The organism is Microbacterium sp. C7(2022), assembly GCF_028823665.1.
Taxonomy (GTDB): Bacteria; Actinomycetota; Actinomycetes; order Actinomycetales; family Microbacteriaceae; genus Microbacterium.
The window spans coordinates 46,875-61,999 of record NZ_JAPEHV010000007.1 but is presented as its reverse complement, the minus strand read 5'-3'; the positions used below and the strand labels follow the sequence as shown (position 1 = coordinate 61,999).

Sequence of the window (15,125 nt, the reverse complement as noted above, 5' to 3'; positions counted from 1 at the left end):
GCGATCGGCGCGGCAGGATGGAGCCATGCCGTACGACATCCCCGCGCCCATGCTGGCAAAGTCGGTCCCGCGCGTTCCCGACCCGACGAAGACGACCGGCGGGCTGAGCTTCGAACCGAAATGGGACGGATTTCGCGGTCTCATCGCGTGGGATGGCGAGAGCATCGAGATCGGTAGCCGCGGCGCGAAGCCCCTCACCCGGTACTTTCCCGAGCTCGTCGAGGCGTTCTCGCGCCTCCTGCCCGAACCGTGCCTGATCGACGGCGAGATCGTTGTGCCCACCGGTGAGCCCGGTGCGCAAAAGCTTGATTGGGAGGCACTGAGCCAGCGCATCCACCCGGCCGCATCGCGGGTCGCTCTGCTGAGCGAACAGACGCCAGCCATGTTCATCGCGTTCGACCTGCTCGCCCGGGGCGAGCGTGATCTGCAGGGCGAGCCGTTCGAGGCCCGGCGCGCAGAGCTCGTCGATCTGCTCGGCGATGTGCCGCACCCGATGCACGTGACGCGCACCACGGATGACCCGGCGGTGGCGACCGGGTGGCTCGAGCAGTTCGAGGGTGCGGGTCTCGATGGTGTGGTGGCGAAGCCCCTCGCACAGCCGTACGCGCCCGGCAAACGCACGATGCTGAAGATCAAACATGCCCGCACGGCGGACGTGGTCGCGCTCGGCTACCGCATCCACAAATCAGGGCAGGGCGTCGGGTCACTGCTCGTCGGCTTGTACTCGGAAGATGGCACGCTGGTTCAGGTCGGCGGTGTCGCCGCGTGGACCGACAAAAAGCGCCTCGAACTGATCGACGATCTCGAGCCTCTGGTGGATCGGGATGCCGAGGGCCGGCCGACCACGGGCGAAGGCGAGCGCTCGCGCTTCACCGGCTCGAAGGATGTGTCGTTCGTCGCGCTGCGCCCCGAGCGCGTCCTCGAAGTGCGCTACGACCAACTGGAGGGGCATCGCTTCCGCCACACGGTGCAGTTCGAGCGCTGGCGGCCCGACCGCGACGCACGCTCGTGCACGTACGAGCAGCTCGACCGGGTGTCTGCGTACGATCTGGCTGACGTCCTCGTCTGAGTGCGGCTCACGCCCCCCGCGCGACTCCTCCTGTCAGGCTCGCGACCGCCAACCCTCCGGCGGGACGAACTCCACCACGGACGGGTATGACTCCTCGGACAGCTCGCCCATCACCGGCTCGAGCGTCGCCCACGCGTCGGGATGCGCCGCCGCGTATCGCGCGAGCACGGCGCGCGATTCGGCCTCGTCCAGCAGGTTCACGCCCGCCTTGACTCGTCGGGCACGGCCCGTGCTGAGGTAGGCGACACCGTTCGCCTGCAGGTTGCGGTACCACTGGGCATGAGTGCCGAATCCGGATGCCACACGAATGGCATTCCGGTCACGGTCGATGACCTCGACGACCACGAAGCGCGCCTCACCGGTGCTCCGCCCCTGGTGCTCGATCATCACGAACCGCGAGCCCAGCATCCATCCGAGCCCGGCACGATACAGCGCGATGGGTGCACGCACCAGCCAGCGCACGCGAAGCATCCTGGCGGCGAAATCAGTCATCGCGTTCTCAGTCATCAGCCTTCTTCGCTCTGCTTGGTTGCACGCGAGGGGGCTCCCCCGGCATTTTGGGAAACTCGGGCGGGAACGGCAGCTCGCCGAGTCCGTCGTCGAGGTCTCGCTGCCACCATTCCAGGAGCGTGTCGATGCGGCCGGGTGATGCGAGCAGGTCAGCCCACGGGTCACCGACGTCGGCGAGACGATCGGGCACCGTCCGCACGGTGAACGCTGCCGGGTCGACTCCCGCGGCGAGCTCGTCCCACGTCACGGGTGTCGAGACCGTCGCACCGGGCAGCGCGCGTGGGCTGTAGGCGCCAGCCATCGTTCGGTCGCGGTTGGCCTGGTTGAAGTCGATGAATACGCGCTCCCCGCGCTCTTCCTTCCACCAGTTCATGGTGACTTTGTCCGGCATCCGTCTCTCGAGCTCGCGTCCGGCGGCGATGACGGCGTGGCGTACGTCGAGGAACTCGTGGGTCGGCTCGATCGGGCAGAAGAGATGGATGCCGCGATTGCCGCTCGTCTTCACCCATGCCTCCAGCCCCGCCTCGGCGAGGACGTCACGAAGAGCGGGCGCGACGGCCGCGGCATCCGAGAAATCCGTTCCCGGCTGCGGGTCGAGATCGATGCGCAACTCGACCGGGTTGTCGGTGTTCGCGCTCAGCGATGCCCACGGATGGAAGACGACCGTGTTCATCTGCACGGCCCACACCGCCGAGGCGGGTTCGGTGAGCACGAGTTGCGGATGCCGCCGCCCGCTGTTGTAGGTCACGGTGACGGCCTCGATGAACCCCGGAGCACCCTTGGGCGGGTTCTTCGAATAGAACCGTTCGCCGTCCACCCCCTCAGGGAACCGCTCGAGCGAGACCGGGCGGTCGCCGTTGGCAGCCAAAAACGGCGTACGGACGGCGAGGATGTACTCGGCCAGCTCGTGCTTGGTGATCCCGAGGTCTGGCCACAGCACGCGGTTGGGGCTCGACAGCCCCACGGTGCGGTCGCCGTCCGGTCCCGGGACGGTCAACGAGATGCGCTCTGAGGCCATGCTCCGACCGTACTGGTCACCACCGACGCGTGCACCCCCTCGCGGGGCACGCGCGTCAACGGGACCCACCGCGCCGCACGTCCTCGGTGCGAGCGCCCGGCGTCAGCCCTCTGCGTCCGCGTCGTCGCTGCCTGCCTCGGCCGAACCACCTAGCAGCGGAGCGAGCTGCTCGCGTGACAGACGGATCCACGGGCCGGCGGGGTCGACGACGACACCACTGAGGCCCTCGTCGCCGTTCAGGGCCGCCGCCAGTTGCTCACCGGTGATGGGTGCCGAGCGATCGCCGCGACCGACCGCGGCGACTTCGAGCGGGTGCGAGTACACCTCGAGATAGCGCGAGCCATCCGCGGCGCGACCCTCGGCGACACCGGGGCGATCGTCGGCAGTCTTGCCGATCGCGACCCACAGCGGCACCGTGCCGAGCGCCGCCGCCACGGCGGGCGCGGTCTCGTCGGTGCGCGGCGCGGCGAGCAGCGACTTGATGGTCATCTTTTCGTCGAGCTGCTCCGTGACCTTCTCGAGCAGGTCACGCGGGAGCGTGACGCGAGCCTGGCCAGACGCGTGGTCGATGATGAGCCCGGCGTAGGTTCCGGCGAGCACGTGACGGATCACGGCGAGCACGGGCTGGCCCATCGCCGATGTGCCGGTATCGCCGTCGGCCTTGACGCTCTCCTGCAGGGCGGCGCCGCTCGAGTACGCGAGGGCGTAGTTCTTCTCGCCGAGTGTCGCCATCGCCAGCGGCAGCGGCTTGCCCTCGGCGATCAGCGCGCGGGCGTCACCCTTGACGCGCAAGAACAGGTGCCCCTGCAGCATCTGACGGACAACATTCAGCACCTCAGCCGACTGTGCGGGGGCACTCACATCGGCGAGCGCCGCGCGCACCAAGACGTTGTCGCGCAGCCCGGGGATCGTCTCGGTCTGCGCGGGTGCAGTCTCGGGTGCCGGGGGCTTGGCGACGTGTTGCCCGGGCCCGGGCGTCGGCGTGGCCTGTGCCGCTGGTACTGCCGGCGCGCTGGTCGAACCGAACCCGCCGAACGACGACATCGAGATGCCCACGGATGCTGCGGCCGACACCTCCGCTGCATCCACAGCGTCCGCACTCGCGTTGGCGTCCGCGCTCTCCGTGTCTGCGCCCTCCGCGCCGGTGGCTTCCGCGCCGGTGGCTTCCGCGCCGGTGTCTGGCGTCACAGCGTCTGCACCGTTCGCCACGGCGGTGTCGGCATCCGACACCTCAGCGGGCGTCTGGTCGTCAGCGTCTTTGGAGCGGCGAGAGAAGAGAGCCATGTTCCGAGCCTACGCGTTCGTCGCAGCTGCCCGCATCGCAGTGGGTGCGGGCAGGTGGGTCAGACCTTGGCCTTGCGGTACCCCGCATTGACGGCCGCCGTCTCGGTGCGGAAGCACTCCTCCGGCTTGGTGGCGTTGTAGTAGCGCTGGCCCTTTAGGTGGTAGATCATCGAGTCTGCGTTGCCCTTGATCGGCGCCCACGACGGGCAGTTCCACTCGCTGGACGGTGCCGTCACACTCGGGTAGCCCACGGTTCTCGTTGCGGCCGACAGCTTCGAAGCTGTCTGGTACCCCGAACGCGAGCCGGTCACCTTCACCTTGATCGTCTTGCCCGCCCACGACGACGAGACCTTGAGCGTCGACTTCGTGGCGCCCGAAATCGCGGTGCTGCCGACGTACCACTGGTAGCGGAACGTCGTGCCCGTCGTCCACGAGCCGGTCTGCGCAGTGAGCGTGCGCGTCACGGTGGGCGATCCCGAGATCGACGGCGTGCCCGGCTTCATGACACGCGTGGTCGCACTCGAGGTCTTCGCCACGGTCGCGTAGCCCGACTTCCGGCCGGTCACCTTGACGGTGATCTGCTTGCTTGCCTGGCTCGATCCCAGCTTCAGCGTTGACTTCGTCGCGCCCGAGATCGCGGTGCCGTTCGCGTACCACTGGTACGAGAACGTCGTCGAGCTCGTCCAGGTGCCGCGATTCGCGGTCAGCGTGTACCCAACGGCCCGGGTACCCGAGATGGTGGGAGTAGCGGCCGTGGCGACCTTCGCGGACTTGGCCGAGGTCTTTGCGACGGTCGGATGCCCGGACTTGCGCCCCGTCACCTTGACCGACAGCTGCTTCGCCTTCTGGCTCGACCCGATCTTGAAGGTCGACTTCGTCGCGCCCGAGATCGCCACACCGTTGGCGTACCACTGGTACGAGAACGTGGTGCCGGTCGTCCAGGTGTTCGGCTTTGCTGTGACGGTCGAGCCGTAGGCGAGAGTGCCCGAGATCGTAGGCGTCGAGGGGCGCATGACGTACGACGTGGATGCCGACGACTTCGTGACGGTCGCGTAGCCGCTCTTGCTGCCGGTCACCGCGACAGTGATCTTCTGCCCGCTGCGGTAGCTCGAGATCTTGTAGGTGGATGCCGTTGCCCCACTGATCGCGGAGCCGTTGCCGTACCACTGGTACTTCAGCGCCGTGCTGCTCGTCCACGTCCCCGCCTTCGCGGTGAGCGTCGAGCCGACGATCGCGCTGCCGCTCACGGTGGGCGTGCCTGCGAGGATCACTCTCGCGGTCTGGGCGGACGTCTTCGACGCCGACACATAGAACTCGCGCTGCCCCGTCACGGCGACCGAGATCCGCTTGCCCTGCAGGGCGCTCGTGAGCGTGAGCTTCGACGACGTCGCGCCGCTGATGGTCGCACCATCGGCGAGCCAGCGATACGTGAACGTCGTGTCGGGTGTCCACCCGCTCACTCCTGCGGTGAGGACCGAGCCGACGGCCACGGTCCCCGCGATGGTCGGCACGGTCGTGGCGAGAGCACCACCGGAGACAGGGACGGATGCCGCGGATTCCCGCGTCACGGGGGTGTAGCCGAGCTTCGTTCCGGTCACCGCGACGCTTACGCGCTGCGCGGTGAGGGCCTGGGTGATGGTCAACGTCGCCGAGGTTTCGCCCTCGAGCGGCACGCCATCGGCTGCCCACTGGTACGTGAACGACGTGCCTTCGGCCCAGTCGCCGGGCTGCGCGGTGACGATCTGCCCGACGACGAGCGAACCATCGATCGTCGGCTCAGCCGAGACGAGGGCGTCGGCGTAGCCGAGTTCTGCGTCGATATCGGTGACGGCCTCGCCCGGCTCGACGACAAGCGCCTGCGCCGATTCGGCACCGCGCTGGTTGTTCCACCATTCGCTCGGCAGTCCGGTCTGCCCGGCCAAGAAGCGCAGGGTGTACGTGCCTTCGCGCAGGCCGACGAACGCGTAGTGACCGTTCTGATCGCTCATCGTGCTGCTCGCAGATACCCAGCGCGCCTGCGGCTCGTCCGCCCAGCGGTACAGATCAACTGAGCCATACGCGTGCGCGCCACCGCCGGTGTGCGACACCGTGCCCGAGATCGAAGCACCGACGGCGAGCGCCGCGTCGATGGAGGAGGTCGTCTCCCCGGCTACGACATCGATTACCTGTGCGTCTGCGGCGGCTGCGGCATCCGGCCACCACTGCCCCAGCAGATACGGATTGTGCGGGTCGAACTCGACCCGGTAGGTGCCGGTCTCGAGGCCGATGGCGCGGAACGTTCCGGACTGGCCGGTCACCTCGGGCGGGCTGATCGCCTGCCATGATGATCCGGTCGAGTGCGTCACCAGCTTGCTCAGCCGAACGAAGACCGTAGGCACCGGCGCACCCGTATCGGCGCGTGTGACCGTGCCCTCGATCACGCCGCCGGCGTCGAGTGCGATGTCCATGTCGCTGAGGACGTCACCCGGCTCGAGATCGAACGTGGTCGCCGACTCGGCCGATGCTGCGCCGCCCCACCACGCGCCGAGCATGCCGCTCGAGCGCGACGTCTCCACACGCAGCGTGTACCGACCGGCTTGCGAGGCCATCGCTGTGTAGTTGCCGTTGTTGTCAGCGTTGCCGGTCGAGACCGCATCCCAGTAGCCGTCGCCGTCAACCTCGGTCCACCGCATGAGCGAGACGCTGGCCAGCGTCACTCCGGATCCGTCCGGGTCCGTGACACGGCCCGACACGGTCGCCTTGACGTCGACCTGAAAGTTCATGTCGATGAGCGTGTCGCCCTCGGCGATTTCGAAGGCTGTGGCGGAGCGCTCGTCGGGCTGATCGTGCCACCACTCCCCGATCACCTGGCCGTCGGCTCGCAGCTCGCCCGTGCTCGTCAAGACTTCAAGGGTGTAGGCGTCGGGCGCGAGGCCGACGAACGTGTAGACACCGAGCGCGTCGGTCGTGGTTTCGTCAACGTACCTCCAGTACCGGGTGCCGTCGACCATCTGTATGCGGTGCACGCGAACCTCGACCTCTGCCATCGGCAGCCCGGTCGGCCCGGTCACGATGCCTGAGACAGAGCCGGTCTCGGCGGCGCGCGCGGGGCTCGATGTGGCGACGGTGCCGAAGGCCGAGAAGACGACGGCGAGCACCGTAAGAACGGCGATGATGCGCGTGCGGTGCGCGGAAACAGTGGTGGTCACAGGTGCTCCCCAGCCATACGACGAGTGGATGCTACTCCCGCGACGTTGCGTGTCGCGAACTCGTCGATCACTTGGCTGGGGAGGTGTGCAGTGATCTAAAGATAGCCCCTGATGCGGCCTGATCCGCACCACTTTTTGGAGCGCACGAGTTACGCTTCCGCGCGACCGGTCAGAGCTTCTCGATCGGCGCGATTTTGACGAGCAACTTCTTGGGGCCGGCGCTGTCGAATCGTACGTGCGCGATGCGCTTCGCACCCTCGCCGGTGATGGCGTCGACGCGACCTTCGCCGAAGTCTTCGTGGCGAATGCGGTCGCCCGGTCCGAGTTCCATATCGCCGTTGTCGCGCACCTTCGCCGGGATGCGGTTGGCGAACTTCTCGATGCCTCCCCCGGCGCGCGGCTCGCGCTTACCGAGTGGCACCAGATCGTCGCCGTAGCGGCCCGAGCGCGACCCACCGAAGCCGCCCGATCCCGATCCGCCGAACCCGCCCCCGGGCCGGCGCGCGTTCAGCGCCCGCGACTGGGTGCCTCCGCGCGAGTTCACGTCACCGGGCGACTGCCGCCAGTGGAGTAGATCGGCCGGGATCTCTTGCAAGAAGCGGCTGGGCATGGCGACGGTGACCTCGCCGAACTGCGCGCGGGTCATGGCCAGCGACAGGTAGAGCCGCTTGCGCGCGCGTGTGATGCCGACATAGAACAGGCGCCGCTCTTCCTGCGGACCACCGGGTTCGCCCGCCGAAATACGATGCGGGATCAAGTCTTCTTCGACGCCCGTGACGAATACGGCGTCATACTCCAGGCCCTTCGCCGTGTGCAGCGTCATGAGCGACACGGTTCCCGACTCGTCATCGAGGTCGTCGGTGTCGGCGACCAGCGCGACTTCGGCGAGGAAGTCCACGACAGTGCCCTCGGGGTTGTTGCGTGCGAACTCGCGCGCGACCGCCACGAGTTCGTCGAGGTTCTCGATGCGCGCCTCGTCTTGCGCGTCCTTCGTCGCCCGCAGCGCTTCGGTGTATCCGCTCTTGGCGAGCAGCAACTGCAAACCCTCGGCCACGGCCGTCGGGGGCGCGAGTTCGCCCGAGGCAGGGAGCATGATCGCGGCCGCTTCGACCAGCACCTGGTCGAGGTTGGCGATCGCCTTCTGGATCTTGGGTCCGACGCCGAGGGCCGAGGGGTTTGCGAGCGCGTCGCGGAACGTGATCTGCTCCTCGGCCGCGTACCGCGCGATGGTCTCGATGGTCACGTCGCCGATGCCGCGTCGAGGCCGGTTGATGATGCGGCGCAGCGCCATTTCGTCGGCGGGGTTCGCCACCGCGACGAGGTAGGCCATCGCGTCCTTGATCTCGGCGCGGTCGTAGAACTTCGTGCCGCCCATGATCTTGTACGGCAGAGCCGAGCGGATGAAGATCTCTTCCAGCGCACGGGACTGCGAGTTGGTGCGGTAGAACACCGCCATCTCGGAGTACGCGTGCCCGTCGCGGTGCAGCCGCTCGATCTCGTCAGCGACGAACTGCGCCTCGTCGTGCTGCGAGTAGCCGGTGAAGCCGATGATCTGCTCGCCGGCACCGACGTCGGTCCACAGCTTCTTGTCTTTGCGGTCGAAGTTGTGACTGATCACCGCGTTGGCGGCAGAGAGGATGTTCTGCGTCGACCGGTAGTTCTGCTCGAGCAGCACGACCTTCGCACCCGGGTAGTCGCGCTCGAACTCGCTGATGTTGCGGATGTCGGCGCCGCGGAACGCGTAGATCGACTGATCCGAGTCGCCGACCACGGTCAGCGAGGCACCCTGCGTGGCCGGGTCGTCGGCGGCCGGCTCGGGTTCGAAGATCATCATGCCGCTCGAGTGCGCGGTGGGCGCGGCATCCGATCCCACGGGTCGAGTGAGCTCGTGGATCAGCGCATACTGCGCGTGGTTGGTGTCCTGATACTCGTCAACGAGGATGTGGCGGAATCGGCGGCGGTAGACGTCGGCGATGTGCGGGAACGCGCGGAACAGGTAGACGGTCTGACCGATGAGGTCGTCGAAGTCGAACGCGTTGGCGCGCTGCAGTTCGCGCTGGTAGGCGGCGAACAGCTCGACGAACACGCGCTCGGCGGGGTCGCTCATGTTCGCCTGCCGCGCGTACGACTCAGCGTCCGCGAGTTCGTTCTTGAGCTTCGAGATGCGGCTCTGGGTGGCGGCGGGCGTGAGTCCGTACGCGTCGGCTTCGTGCTCTTTCACCAGGCGCTTGAGCAGCGCACGCGAGTCGCCCGAGTCGTAGATCGTGAACGCCTTGGTGAAACCGAACTGCTCGGCCTCGCGGCGCAGAATGCGCACGCACGCCGAGTGGAACGTCGAGATCCACATGCCGCGCGCCGACTCGCCGACCAACTGTTCGACGCGCTCGCGCATCTCACCGGCGGCCTTATTGGTGAACGTGATCGCGAGGATCTGGCTCGGCCACGCTTCGCGCGTGCGAAGAAGGGATGCCACGCGTCGCGTGAGCACGCTCGTCTTGCCCGATCCGGCACCGGCGACGATGAGCAGGGCCTGCCCGCGATAGGTGACGGCTTCACGCTGCTGCGGGTTGAGCCCAGCGAGCAGGTCATCGTCGGAGCGCGCCCCGTCCCCCTGGCCGGTGATGATCATTGGCGTGGAGGCAGAGGCGTCGGTCATAACCGTCCAATTGTAGGTCGGGCCTCCGACACGGGCGGCGCCGGGTCTCGGATGCCGCGCCTAAGCGGGCAGTTCCCATCGAAGCCCCGGGAACCGGGCGAAGTCGCGATCGAACGACACGACCGTCGCTCCGTGCTCGACGGCGATCGCCGCGTGCGCCGCATCGGCGACGAGGTTGCCCCGTGCATCCGCATCCCGACTCAGTTGCGCGAACAGTTCCCAGTGGCGTCGCCCGGGCTGGACGTCGATCACCGACGCATTCTGTCGCAGCGCGTCGATATGACCGAGCGCCGTCTCGAGCGAGTCTGGCACCGGCCAGATCCGGCGGTTGGTGAGCACGCGCACAGCGCCCGTCGCCGCGAGGCTCGACAAGCCGATCGTCTCACCCGACTCGAGCGTCTCGCGCAGCCAGGCCCGGGACACGTCGTGTGCGGAATGCTCGAGCCTGAAAGCGGCCACCAGCACGTTCACGTCCGGGATCTTCATCGCTCACTCGCGTGGCGGTCGGCTGCGTGAGAAGCACGAATCTGCTGTACCGCGAAGTCACCCTCATCGAGCGCCGCCCACACGGCCTCCTTATCGGTGAGATCAACGAGCGGCCGCGAATCGCGCGATCCACTGGGTGGAGCGAGGTGCACATCCACCGGGCCGAGCGACGAGTCCCGGCGTGCGAGTTCACGCTGCAACGCTTCTTCCATGAACGACGTCACCGTGCGACCGCGCGCCCGCGCCGCTTCCTTCACTTGGCGGTAGAGCTCGTCCGGAAGAATCACTGTCGTGCGCATATGCCGAAGCATACGCTGCCATATGTCAATATGTCATCCCACCTCGCGGGGCGTTCCCAGCCGCGATGGGTCACCATGGACGGGTGCGCACGATCCTCAACATCATCTGGCTCGTCCTGTCGGGGTTCTGGATGTTCCTCGCCTACATGGCCGCTGGCGTGCTGCTGTGCATCCTGATCATCACGATCCCGTGGGGCATCGCATCGTTCCGCATCGGGGTCTACGCCCTGTGGCCGTTCGGCCAGACGATCGTCGACAAGCCCGGCGCGGGCGTTGGCTCGTTCCTCGGGAACGTCATCTGGGTCATCTTCGCCGGCATCTGGCTGGCGATCGGGCACATCACCACGGGCATCGCGATGTGCCTCACGATCATCGGCATCCCGCTCGGGATCGCGAGCTTCAAGATGGTTCCGGTTTCGCTCATGCCGCTCGGCAAAGAGATCGTCCCGAGCGACTCGGTTCGCGTCTGAATCGGATGCCGCGCCCGCCGCGCGACGGCCGCATCGCGTGTGCCCGCTGCCTCCGGTGGGCAACCGCTGGAGCGTGCCGGTGCGCGCAGGCGAGCGCGTGCCCGCCTGACGCCGGCTGATTACATCGTCGCGGGAGCGTCGCCGCGTCGGCGGATCGACAGCAGCAGACCCACCACGACGAGCGCCGCGCCGAGTCCGGCGGCGTACCACGCCGTCGCGAGCGGAATCTCGAGGAACGTCGTGATGCCGAGGATGCGAGCCATCCCCCACGGCAACAGACCCATTTCGTCGTTCCACACCGTGAGTGCCGTCTCGAGCCCGAAGCTCGCGATCACCGCGGCGGGGATCAGCAGCGCCGCGCCGACCGCGGTCACGACGATGCCCGTCGCCCGCCGGCCGCCCAGCTGCGCGGCAAGTGACCACCCGGCCACCACGAACACCCACGCGAACAGGGCGAAAGCGACCGTGATGTAGATCACGCGCAGCAGCGGGTCGGTCCAGAACGCGAACCAGTAGCCGCCGGGGCCCGTGAACGACAGCGCGAAGAGCACCCACACGCAGCGGAACACCACCGCACCGCCGACGGCGGCGATGACCGGCCACGGCGAGCGGCGCCCCACCAGGATGCGCACCACCAGGGTGAAGATCAGCCACGCGGCCAGCACCGTGAGGGCATGCGACCACGCGAGGAACGACGTCTGCACCAGGCGTGTGGCCACCAAGAGGCCGGCCGGCACGCCGATCATCAGCCAGCGGTCCAGCGGGAGCATCCCGAGGGTCGACTCTCGTGCGCGCCACGGCCGGGTCGAGGCGAGCCACGACGCCCGCGCGGCCGCTGCCCCGGGCCGGCGCACCAACCGCGTGCGCGCGGCCAGCATGCCGATGAACGCCCATGCGAGCGCGAGAACCAACAAGATGCGAGCGAGCCACGACATCGTGAGGTCGCGGTCGGCGCGCTGCACGTTCTGCTCGGCAGCGATCACGTTGTACGCCGGGTAGTCGACGTTGCCCTGGTAGGCGGCGACGTGGGCATCCGCGCGCTCGACGAACTGGTCGCGCGCCTCCTGCCACTGGTCGTGGGACTCGGCCGTGAAAGTGTCGTGCCGCTGCGCCTGACGCAGCACCATCTCGCGGTACGACGCGAGCATCTGCAGGGTGTCGATCTCGTAGTCGAGCGTGTCGACGAACGCGTCGTACATCTCGCGGTCGCGCCAGGTCGTGGCATCCGTCGCCGTGATCTCGTCGCGCATCGCCTGCGCCGACTCGACCGCGGTGTGCCCGAGCGCGATCGCGCCATCGACGCCGATCTCTGAGTCGCGCGTGATCGCGTACAGCACGTTGAGGACGGCCGAGTCGCCGGTGAGGATGTCCCACTCGAAGATCCACATCATGGGCGGCGGTTCGAGCCCGATCGCGAAGACCCGCTGATCAGCGAAGGGCTGGATGTACAGCCCCTGCTCGATCGCCTCACGCGAGTGCGTCATCGCCGACACGATCGCCGCGACCGTCTCGGGGTCGTCGCTGAAGTACTGGCGCGCCCACGCGGTGGTGACCCCGGCAACATCGGTCTCAGGGTCGCGCGCGATCGCCGCGCCGAGCATCGTGTCGAGCTCGTACAACTGCCAGAACCCGGCCTTGAGGTACAAGGTCATCGGGCCCGCGCGCCAGGGCCCGCCGTCCTGCGTCCAGACCCACACGCCCTCGATGTTCGGGTTCGCGGTGAGAAGCTGCTGCATCGCCCACTGGTACTGCGTGCCCAGGTCGTTGGGGAACGCACCGAAGTTCTCGAACTCGCGCCGCGACTGGAACTCGACGATGCGCCGCTGTTCCCCCTGCTCGAGGGTGTTGTTGAGCGGCAGCCAGCTGTAGTAGTCGCCGAGCGTGTACTTCGTCGACACGATCAGCGCCGGCGAGTCGATGCCGGCCAGCACCTGCTCGTACGAGGCGACGTCGGTGTGCATGTCGCCCACATCGCCGATGCCGACCGACCACGTGCGGAAGATGATTTCGCGATCGGATGCTTCGGCATGACCCGTGAAGGCGGTGAGCATCGTGCGGACCGCGTCAACCGTCGTCACTGACAGCGACGAGTAGTAGTCCCAGCCGGGCAGGTCGTAAATCGCCCCGCCCTCGCCGATGCGGATGAGGAGGCCCGCGAGCGCCGGCACGTCGGCGTAGATCTCGTCGAGCGCCGCGGTGTAGACCTCCCACAGCTGCGGATTCTCGGTGTCGGCGCCGCCGTAGTGCTCGGCGAAGTACGCATCGAGCTCGGGCGTGAGGGCGAGCATGTCGCTCTTGAGGTAGATCGTGACGCCGAGTTCTTCGGCGCGATCCCAGAACGGCGTGAACGCTTCGCGCAGCGCGAGCGCGCGGGCGACGTGCTCGTCATCGTCGGCGTAGACGGGCCCCTCGGGCGCGTTCGCGAAGGTGGCGTATTCGATGAAGCCCGACCACGCGACGGCGTTGTACCCCAGCGCGACGGTGTGGCGCAGGTACGCGTCCCAGTCCTCGAAGTCCGCGGCGAGCGCCGCGTCGTCGACGTATGGCGCTTCGGGAATGTATGCGTTTCGGAACGCCTCCGACACGTGGGAGTAGTTGGTACCGGGCTCCCACTCTTCGGGGTTGGCTTCGACGGCGACGGCGCCCATGTCGACGATGCGCAGCGGCAATTCCCACGCCACCGTCTGGCCCAGGTTCGCCGCGATGTCAGTGCCGGCGCGCACCGCTGCGGCGATGTCGTACAGTCCGCGCGCGGCGCCGGCTTCGCCTTCGGCTTCGATGCGCAGGGCGTCGGGGGTTCCGGTGAGCGTATATGCGTCGCTCTCACCGTCCCCGGTCAGGGCGAGGGTGACGGATGCCACACCCTCGGTCGCCACGGCGGACGTGGCATCCATCACCTCATCGATCGCGGCCGCGATGCGCGGCGAATCGGGCGCGTTCTCGACCGTGATCTGCGGGGGCGGCGAGACGGATGCCGCGGGCGGTGCCGAGGCTGCGGCCGGCTGCATCTGCGTGGCGGGCTCGGTGCGAATGCCGAGCGCGTCGCCAACGACGATGCCGAGCCCCGCGCCGAGAGCGAGGAGGATGACCGCGGCGATGACAGCGAAGATCCCTCTTCGTGTCGCCGGCGCCATGGATAGAGCCTAGTGGCCCGGCGAGGATGCTTCGGATCGGCGGTGGCGGGCTCCCGCCAGGGTGCACCCGGCACGACGCCGCGCCCCTCGCGACGCCACCTGATGCTCCGCCCCCAGCATCTGCGGGTGCGGGCGACCGATCTTGGGGGCGGAGCGCGCCGGCTCGCTGTCGAGTTGTTCCACCCCCAGAATCCGCGCGCGCGGGGAGCAGATTCTGGGGGCGGAGCCGGGCTCCAGCGCTGCGGAGTTGTTCCACCCCCAGGATCTGCGCGGCCCGGTGACAGACTCTGGGGGCGGAGCTGGCGCGCAGGCAAGTCTTGCGTCAACGATGCGCCGTTCCCTGGGGCGGACGACGACACTCCCGTCGACCTGACGCACTACCACGTCGGTATACTCCGGGTATGACAACGACCATCAAGGTCAGTGACGAACTGCGCGACAGGCTCAAGGCGCAGGCCGCGCGCGACGGCCTCACCCTCGGCGCGCACCTCTCGCGCCTCGCCGATGCTGAGGACCGACGGAGACGCCTCGACCTTCTGAAGTCGGCGATCAGCGAGGCTTCGAAGGCCGATGTCGAGTCGCATGCGCGGGAAGCCTCGGAATGGGAACGCACCGAGCTCACTGACGCGTCGTGACGATGCTCGAACTCGCGCCCGGCACCGTCGCCTGGGCAACCCTCGCCCCCGTGCGCGGCCGCGAGCAGGGCGGGCATCGTCCGGTCCTGATCGCCTCGTCACTCGGATATCTGGATGCCGTCACGACACTAGTCATCGCGCTACCGATCACCACGACCGATCGAGGATGGCCGAATCACGTTCGCGTGGATGGCCCGAGCGGCCTGGATCGCCCCTCGTGGATCATGACCGAGCAGCCACGCACGCTCTCACGCGACAGGCTCAATCGAGTCGCTGGGACCGTCTCTGTCGACTGCCTCAGCGCGGTGCGGATGTGGCTCGGCGACTTCCTCGATCTGTGAGGTCCGCGCAGCGACGCGGGTTGCCCACGGGCACG

The 15,125-nt window shown here is 68.0% G+C and carries 12 protein-coding genes; 4 read left to right on the top strand and 8 right to left on the bottom strand.

What is annotated here, in order from left to right:
• Nucleotides 1-25 precede the first annotated feature (25 nt).
• Nucleotides 26-1,069, top strand: a complete 1,044-nt coding sequence (locus ON062_RS12445; protein ID WP_274647475.1) for an ATP-dependent DNA ligase — start codon at nucleotides 26-28, stop codon at nucleotides 1,067-1,069.
• A 33-nt stretch (nucleotides 1,070-1,102) separates the two neighbouring features.
• On the opposite strand, the gene ON062_RS12440 is transcribed toward ON062_RS12445, so the two are convergent.
• The 7 genes from ON062_RS12440 to ON062_RS12410 form a co-directional block, all read right to left on the bottom strand.
• The gene (locus ON062_RS12440) at nucleotides 1,103-1,576 is read right to left on the bottom strand and encodes a nitroreductase family deazaflavin-dependent oxidoreductase (RefSeq protein ID WP_274647474.1); all 474 of its coding nucleotides are present in this window, start codon (nucleotides 1,574-1,576) and stop codon (nucleotides 1,103-1,105) included.
• Complete coding sequence (gene ligD, locus ON062_RS12435; RefSeq protein ID WP_274647473.1) at nucleotides 1,569-2,597, bottom strand: non-homologous end-joining DNA ligase; 1,029 nt, start codon at nucleotides 2,595-2,597, stop codon at nucleotides 1,569-1,571. The genes ON062_RS12440 and ligD overlap by 8 nt, the downstream gene beginning before the upstream one ends.
• 102 nt (nucleotides 2,598-2,699) lie before the next feature.
• On the bottom strand, nucleotides 2,700-3,881 hold the full coding sequence (locus tag ON062_RS12430; RefSeq protein WP_274647472.1) for an SseB family protein: 1,182 nt from the start codon (nucleotides 3,879-3,881) through the stop codon (nucleotides 2,700-2,702).
• Nucleotides 3,882-3,940: 59 nt separating this feature from the next.
• Nucleotides 3,941-7,069, bottom strand: coding sequence for a carboxypeptidase regulatory-like domain-containing protein (locus tag ON062_RS12425; protein WP_274647471.1), 3,129 nt, complete (start codon nucleotides 7,067-7,069; stop codon nucleotides 3,941-3,943).
• 169 nt (nucleotides 7,070-7,238) lie between these two features.
• A complete protein-coding gene (locus ON062_RS12420) occupies nucleotides 7,239-9,725 on the bottom strand; it encodes an ATP-dependent helicase (RefSeq protein ID WP_274647470.1) in 2,487 nt (828 codons plus the stop codon).
• A 60-nt stretch (nucleotides 9,726-9,785) separates the two neighbouring features.
• A complete protein-coding gene (locus ON062_RS12415) occupies nucleotides 9,786-10,211 on the bottom strand; it encodes a TA system VapC family ribonuclease toxin (protein ID WP_274647469.1) in 426 nt (141 codons plus the stop codon).
• Nucleotides 10,208-10,510: a ribbon-helix-helix protein, CopG family gene (locus ON062_RS12410; protein WP_274647468.1), complete on the bottom strand. Its 303-nt coding sequence runs from the start codon at nucleotides 10,508-10,510 to the stop codon at nucleotides 10,208-10,210. The genes ON062_RS12415 and ON062_RS12410 overlap by 4 nt, the downstream gene beginning before the upstream one ends.
• A gap of 83 nt (nucleotides 10,511-10,593) precedes the next feature.
• Here ON062_RS12410 and ON062_RS12405 point away from each other — a divergent pair, with 83 nt between their 5' ends.
• Complete coding sequence (locus ON062_RS12405) at nucleotides 10,594-10,980, top strand: YccF domain-containing protein (RefSeq protein ID WP_274647467.1); 387 nt, start codon at nucleotides 10,594-10,596, stop codon at nucleotides 10,978-10,980.
• Nucleotides 10,981-11,099: 119 nt separating this feature from the next.
• Here the strand turns inward: ON062_RS12405 and ON062_RS12400 are convergent, their stop codons facing one another.
• Entirely contained in the window at nucleotides 11,100-14,114 is a 3,015-nt protein-coding gene (locus ON062_RS12400; RefSeq protein WP_274647466.1) for a hypothetical protein, read from the bottom strand.
• 401 nt (nucleotides 14,115-14,515) lie between these two features.
• On the opposite strand from ON062_RS12400, the gene ON062_RS12395 reads away from it, so the two are divergent.
• Nucleotides 14,516-14,749 (top strand): hypothetical protein, encoded by a 234-nt coding sequence (locus ON062_RS12395; RefSeq protein WP_274647465.1) that lies wholly within the window; start codon nucleotides 14,516-14,518, stop codon nucleotides 14,747-14,749.
• A 2-nt stretch (nucleotides 14,750-14,751) separates the two neighbouring features.
• On the top strand, nucleotides 14,752-15,090 hold the full coding sequence (locus ON062_RS12390) for a type II toxin-antitoxin system PemK/MazF family toxin (protein WP_274647525.1): 339 nt from the start codon (nucleotides 14,752-14,754) through the stop codon (nucleotides 15,088-15,090).
• The last annotated feature ends 35 nt before the right edge of the window (nucleotides 15,091-15,125 follow it).

Bases quoted from the DNA above. Each gene is read 5' to 3' on its own strand.
- ON062_RS12445 (WP_274647475.1), top strand. From the start codon at position 26: ATGCCGTACGACATCCCCGCGCCCATGCTGGCAAAGTCGGTCCCGCGC.
- ON062_RS12440 (WP_274647474.1), bottom strand. From the start codon at position 1,576: ATGACTGAGAACGCGATGACTGATTTCGCCGCCAGGATGCTTCGCGTG.
- ligD (WP_274647473.1), bottom strand. From the start codon at position 2,597: ATGGCCTCAGAGCGCATCTCGTTGACCGTCCCGGGACCGGACGGCGAC.
- ON062_RS12430 (WP_274647472.1), bottom strand. From the start codon at position 3,881: ATGGCTCTCTTCTCTCGCCGCTCCAAAGACGCTGACGACCAGACGCCC.
- ON062_RS12420 (WP_274647470.1), bottom strand. From the start codon at position 9,725: ATGACCGACGCCTCTGCCTCCACGCCAATGATCATCACCGGCCAGGGG.
- ON062_RS12415 (WP_274647469.1), bottom strand. From the start codon at position 10,211: ATGAAGATCCCGGACGTGAACGTGCTGGTGGCCGCTTTCAGGCTCGAG.
- ON062_RS12410 (WP_274647468.1), bottom strand. From the start codon at position 10,510: ATGCGCACGACAGTGATTCTTCCGGACGAGCTCTACCGCCAAGTGAAG.
- ON062_RS12400 (WP_274647466.1), bottom strand. From the start codon at position 14,114: ATGGCGCCGGCGACACGAAGAGGGATCTTCGCTGTCATCGCCGCGGTC.
- ON062_RS12395 (WP_274647465.1), top strand. From the start codon at position 14,516: ATGACAACGACCATCAAGGTCAGTGACGAACTGCGCGACAGGCTCAAG.
- ON062_RS12390 (WP_274647525.1), top strand. From the start codon at position 14,752: ATGCTCGAACTCGCGCCCGGCACCGTCGCCTGGGCAACCCTCGCCCCC.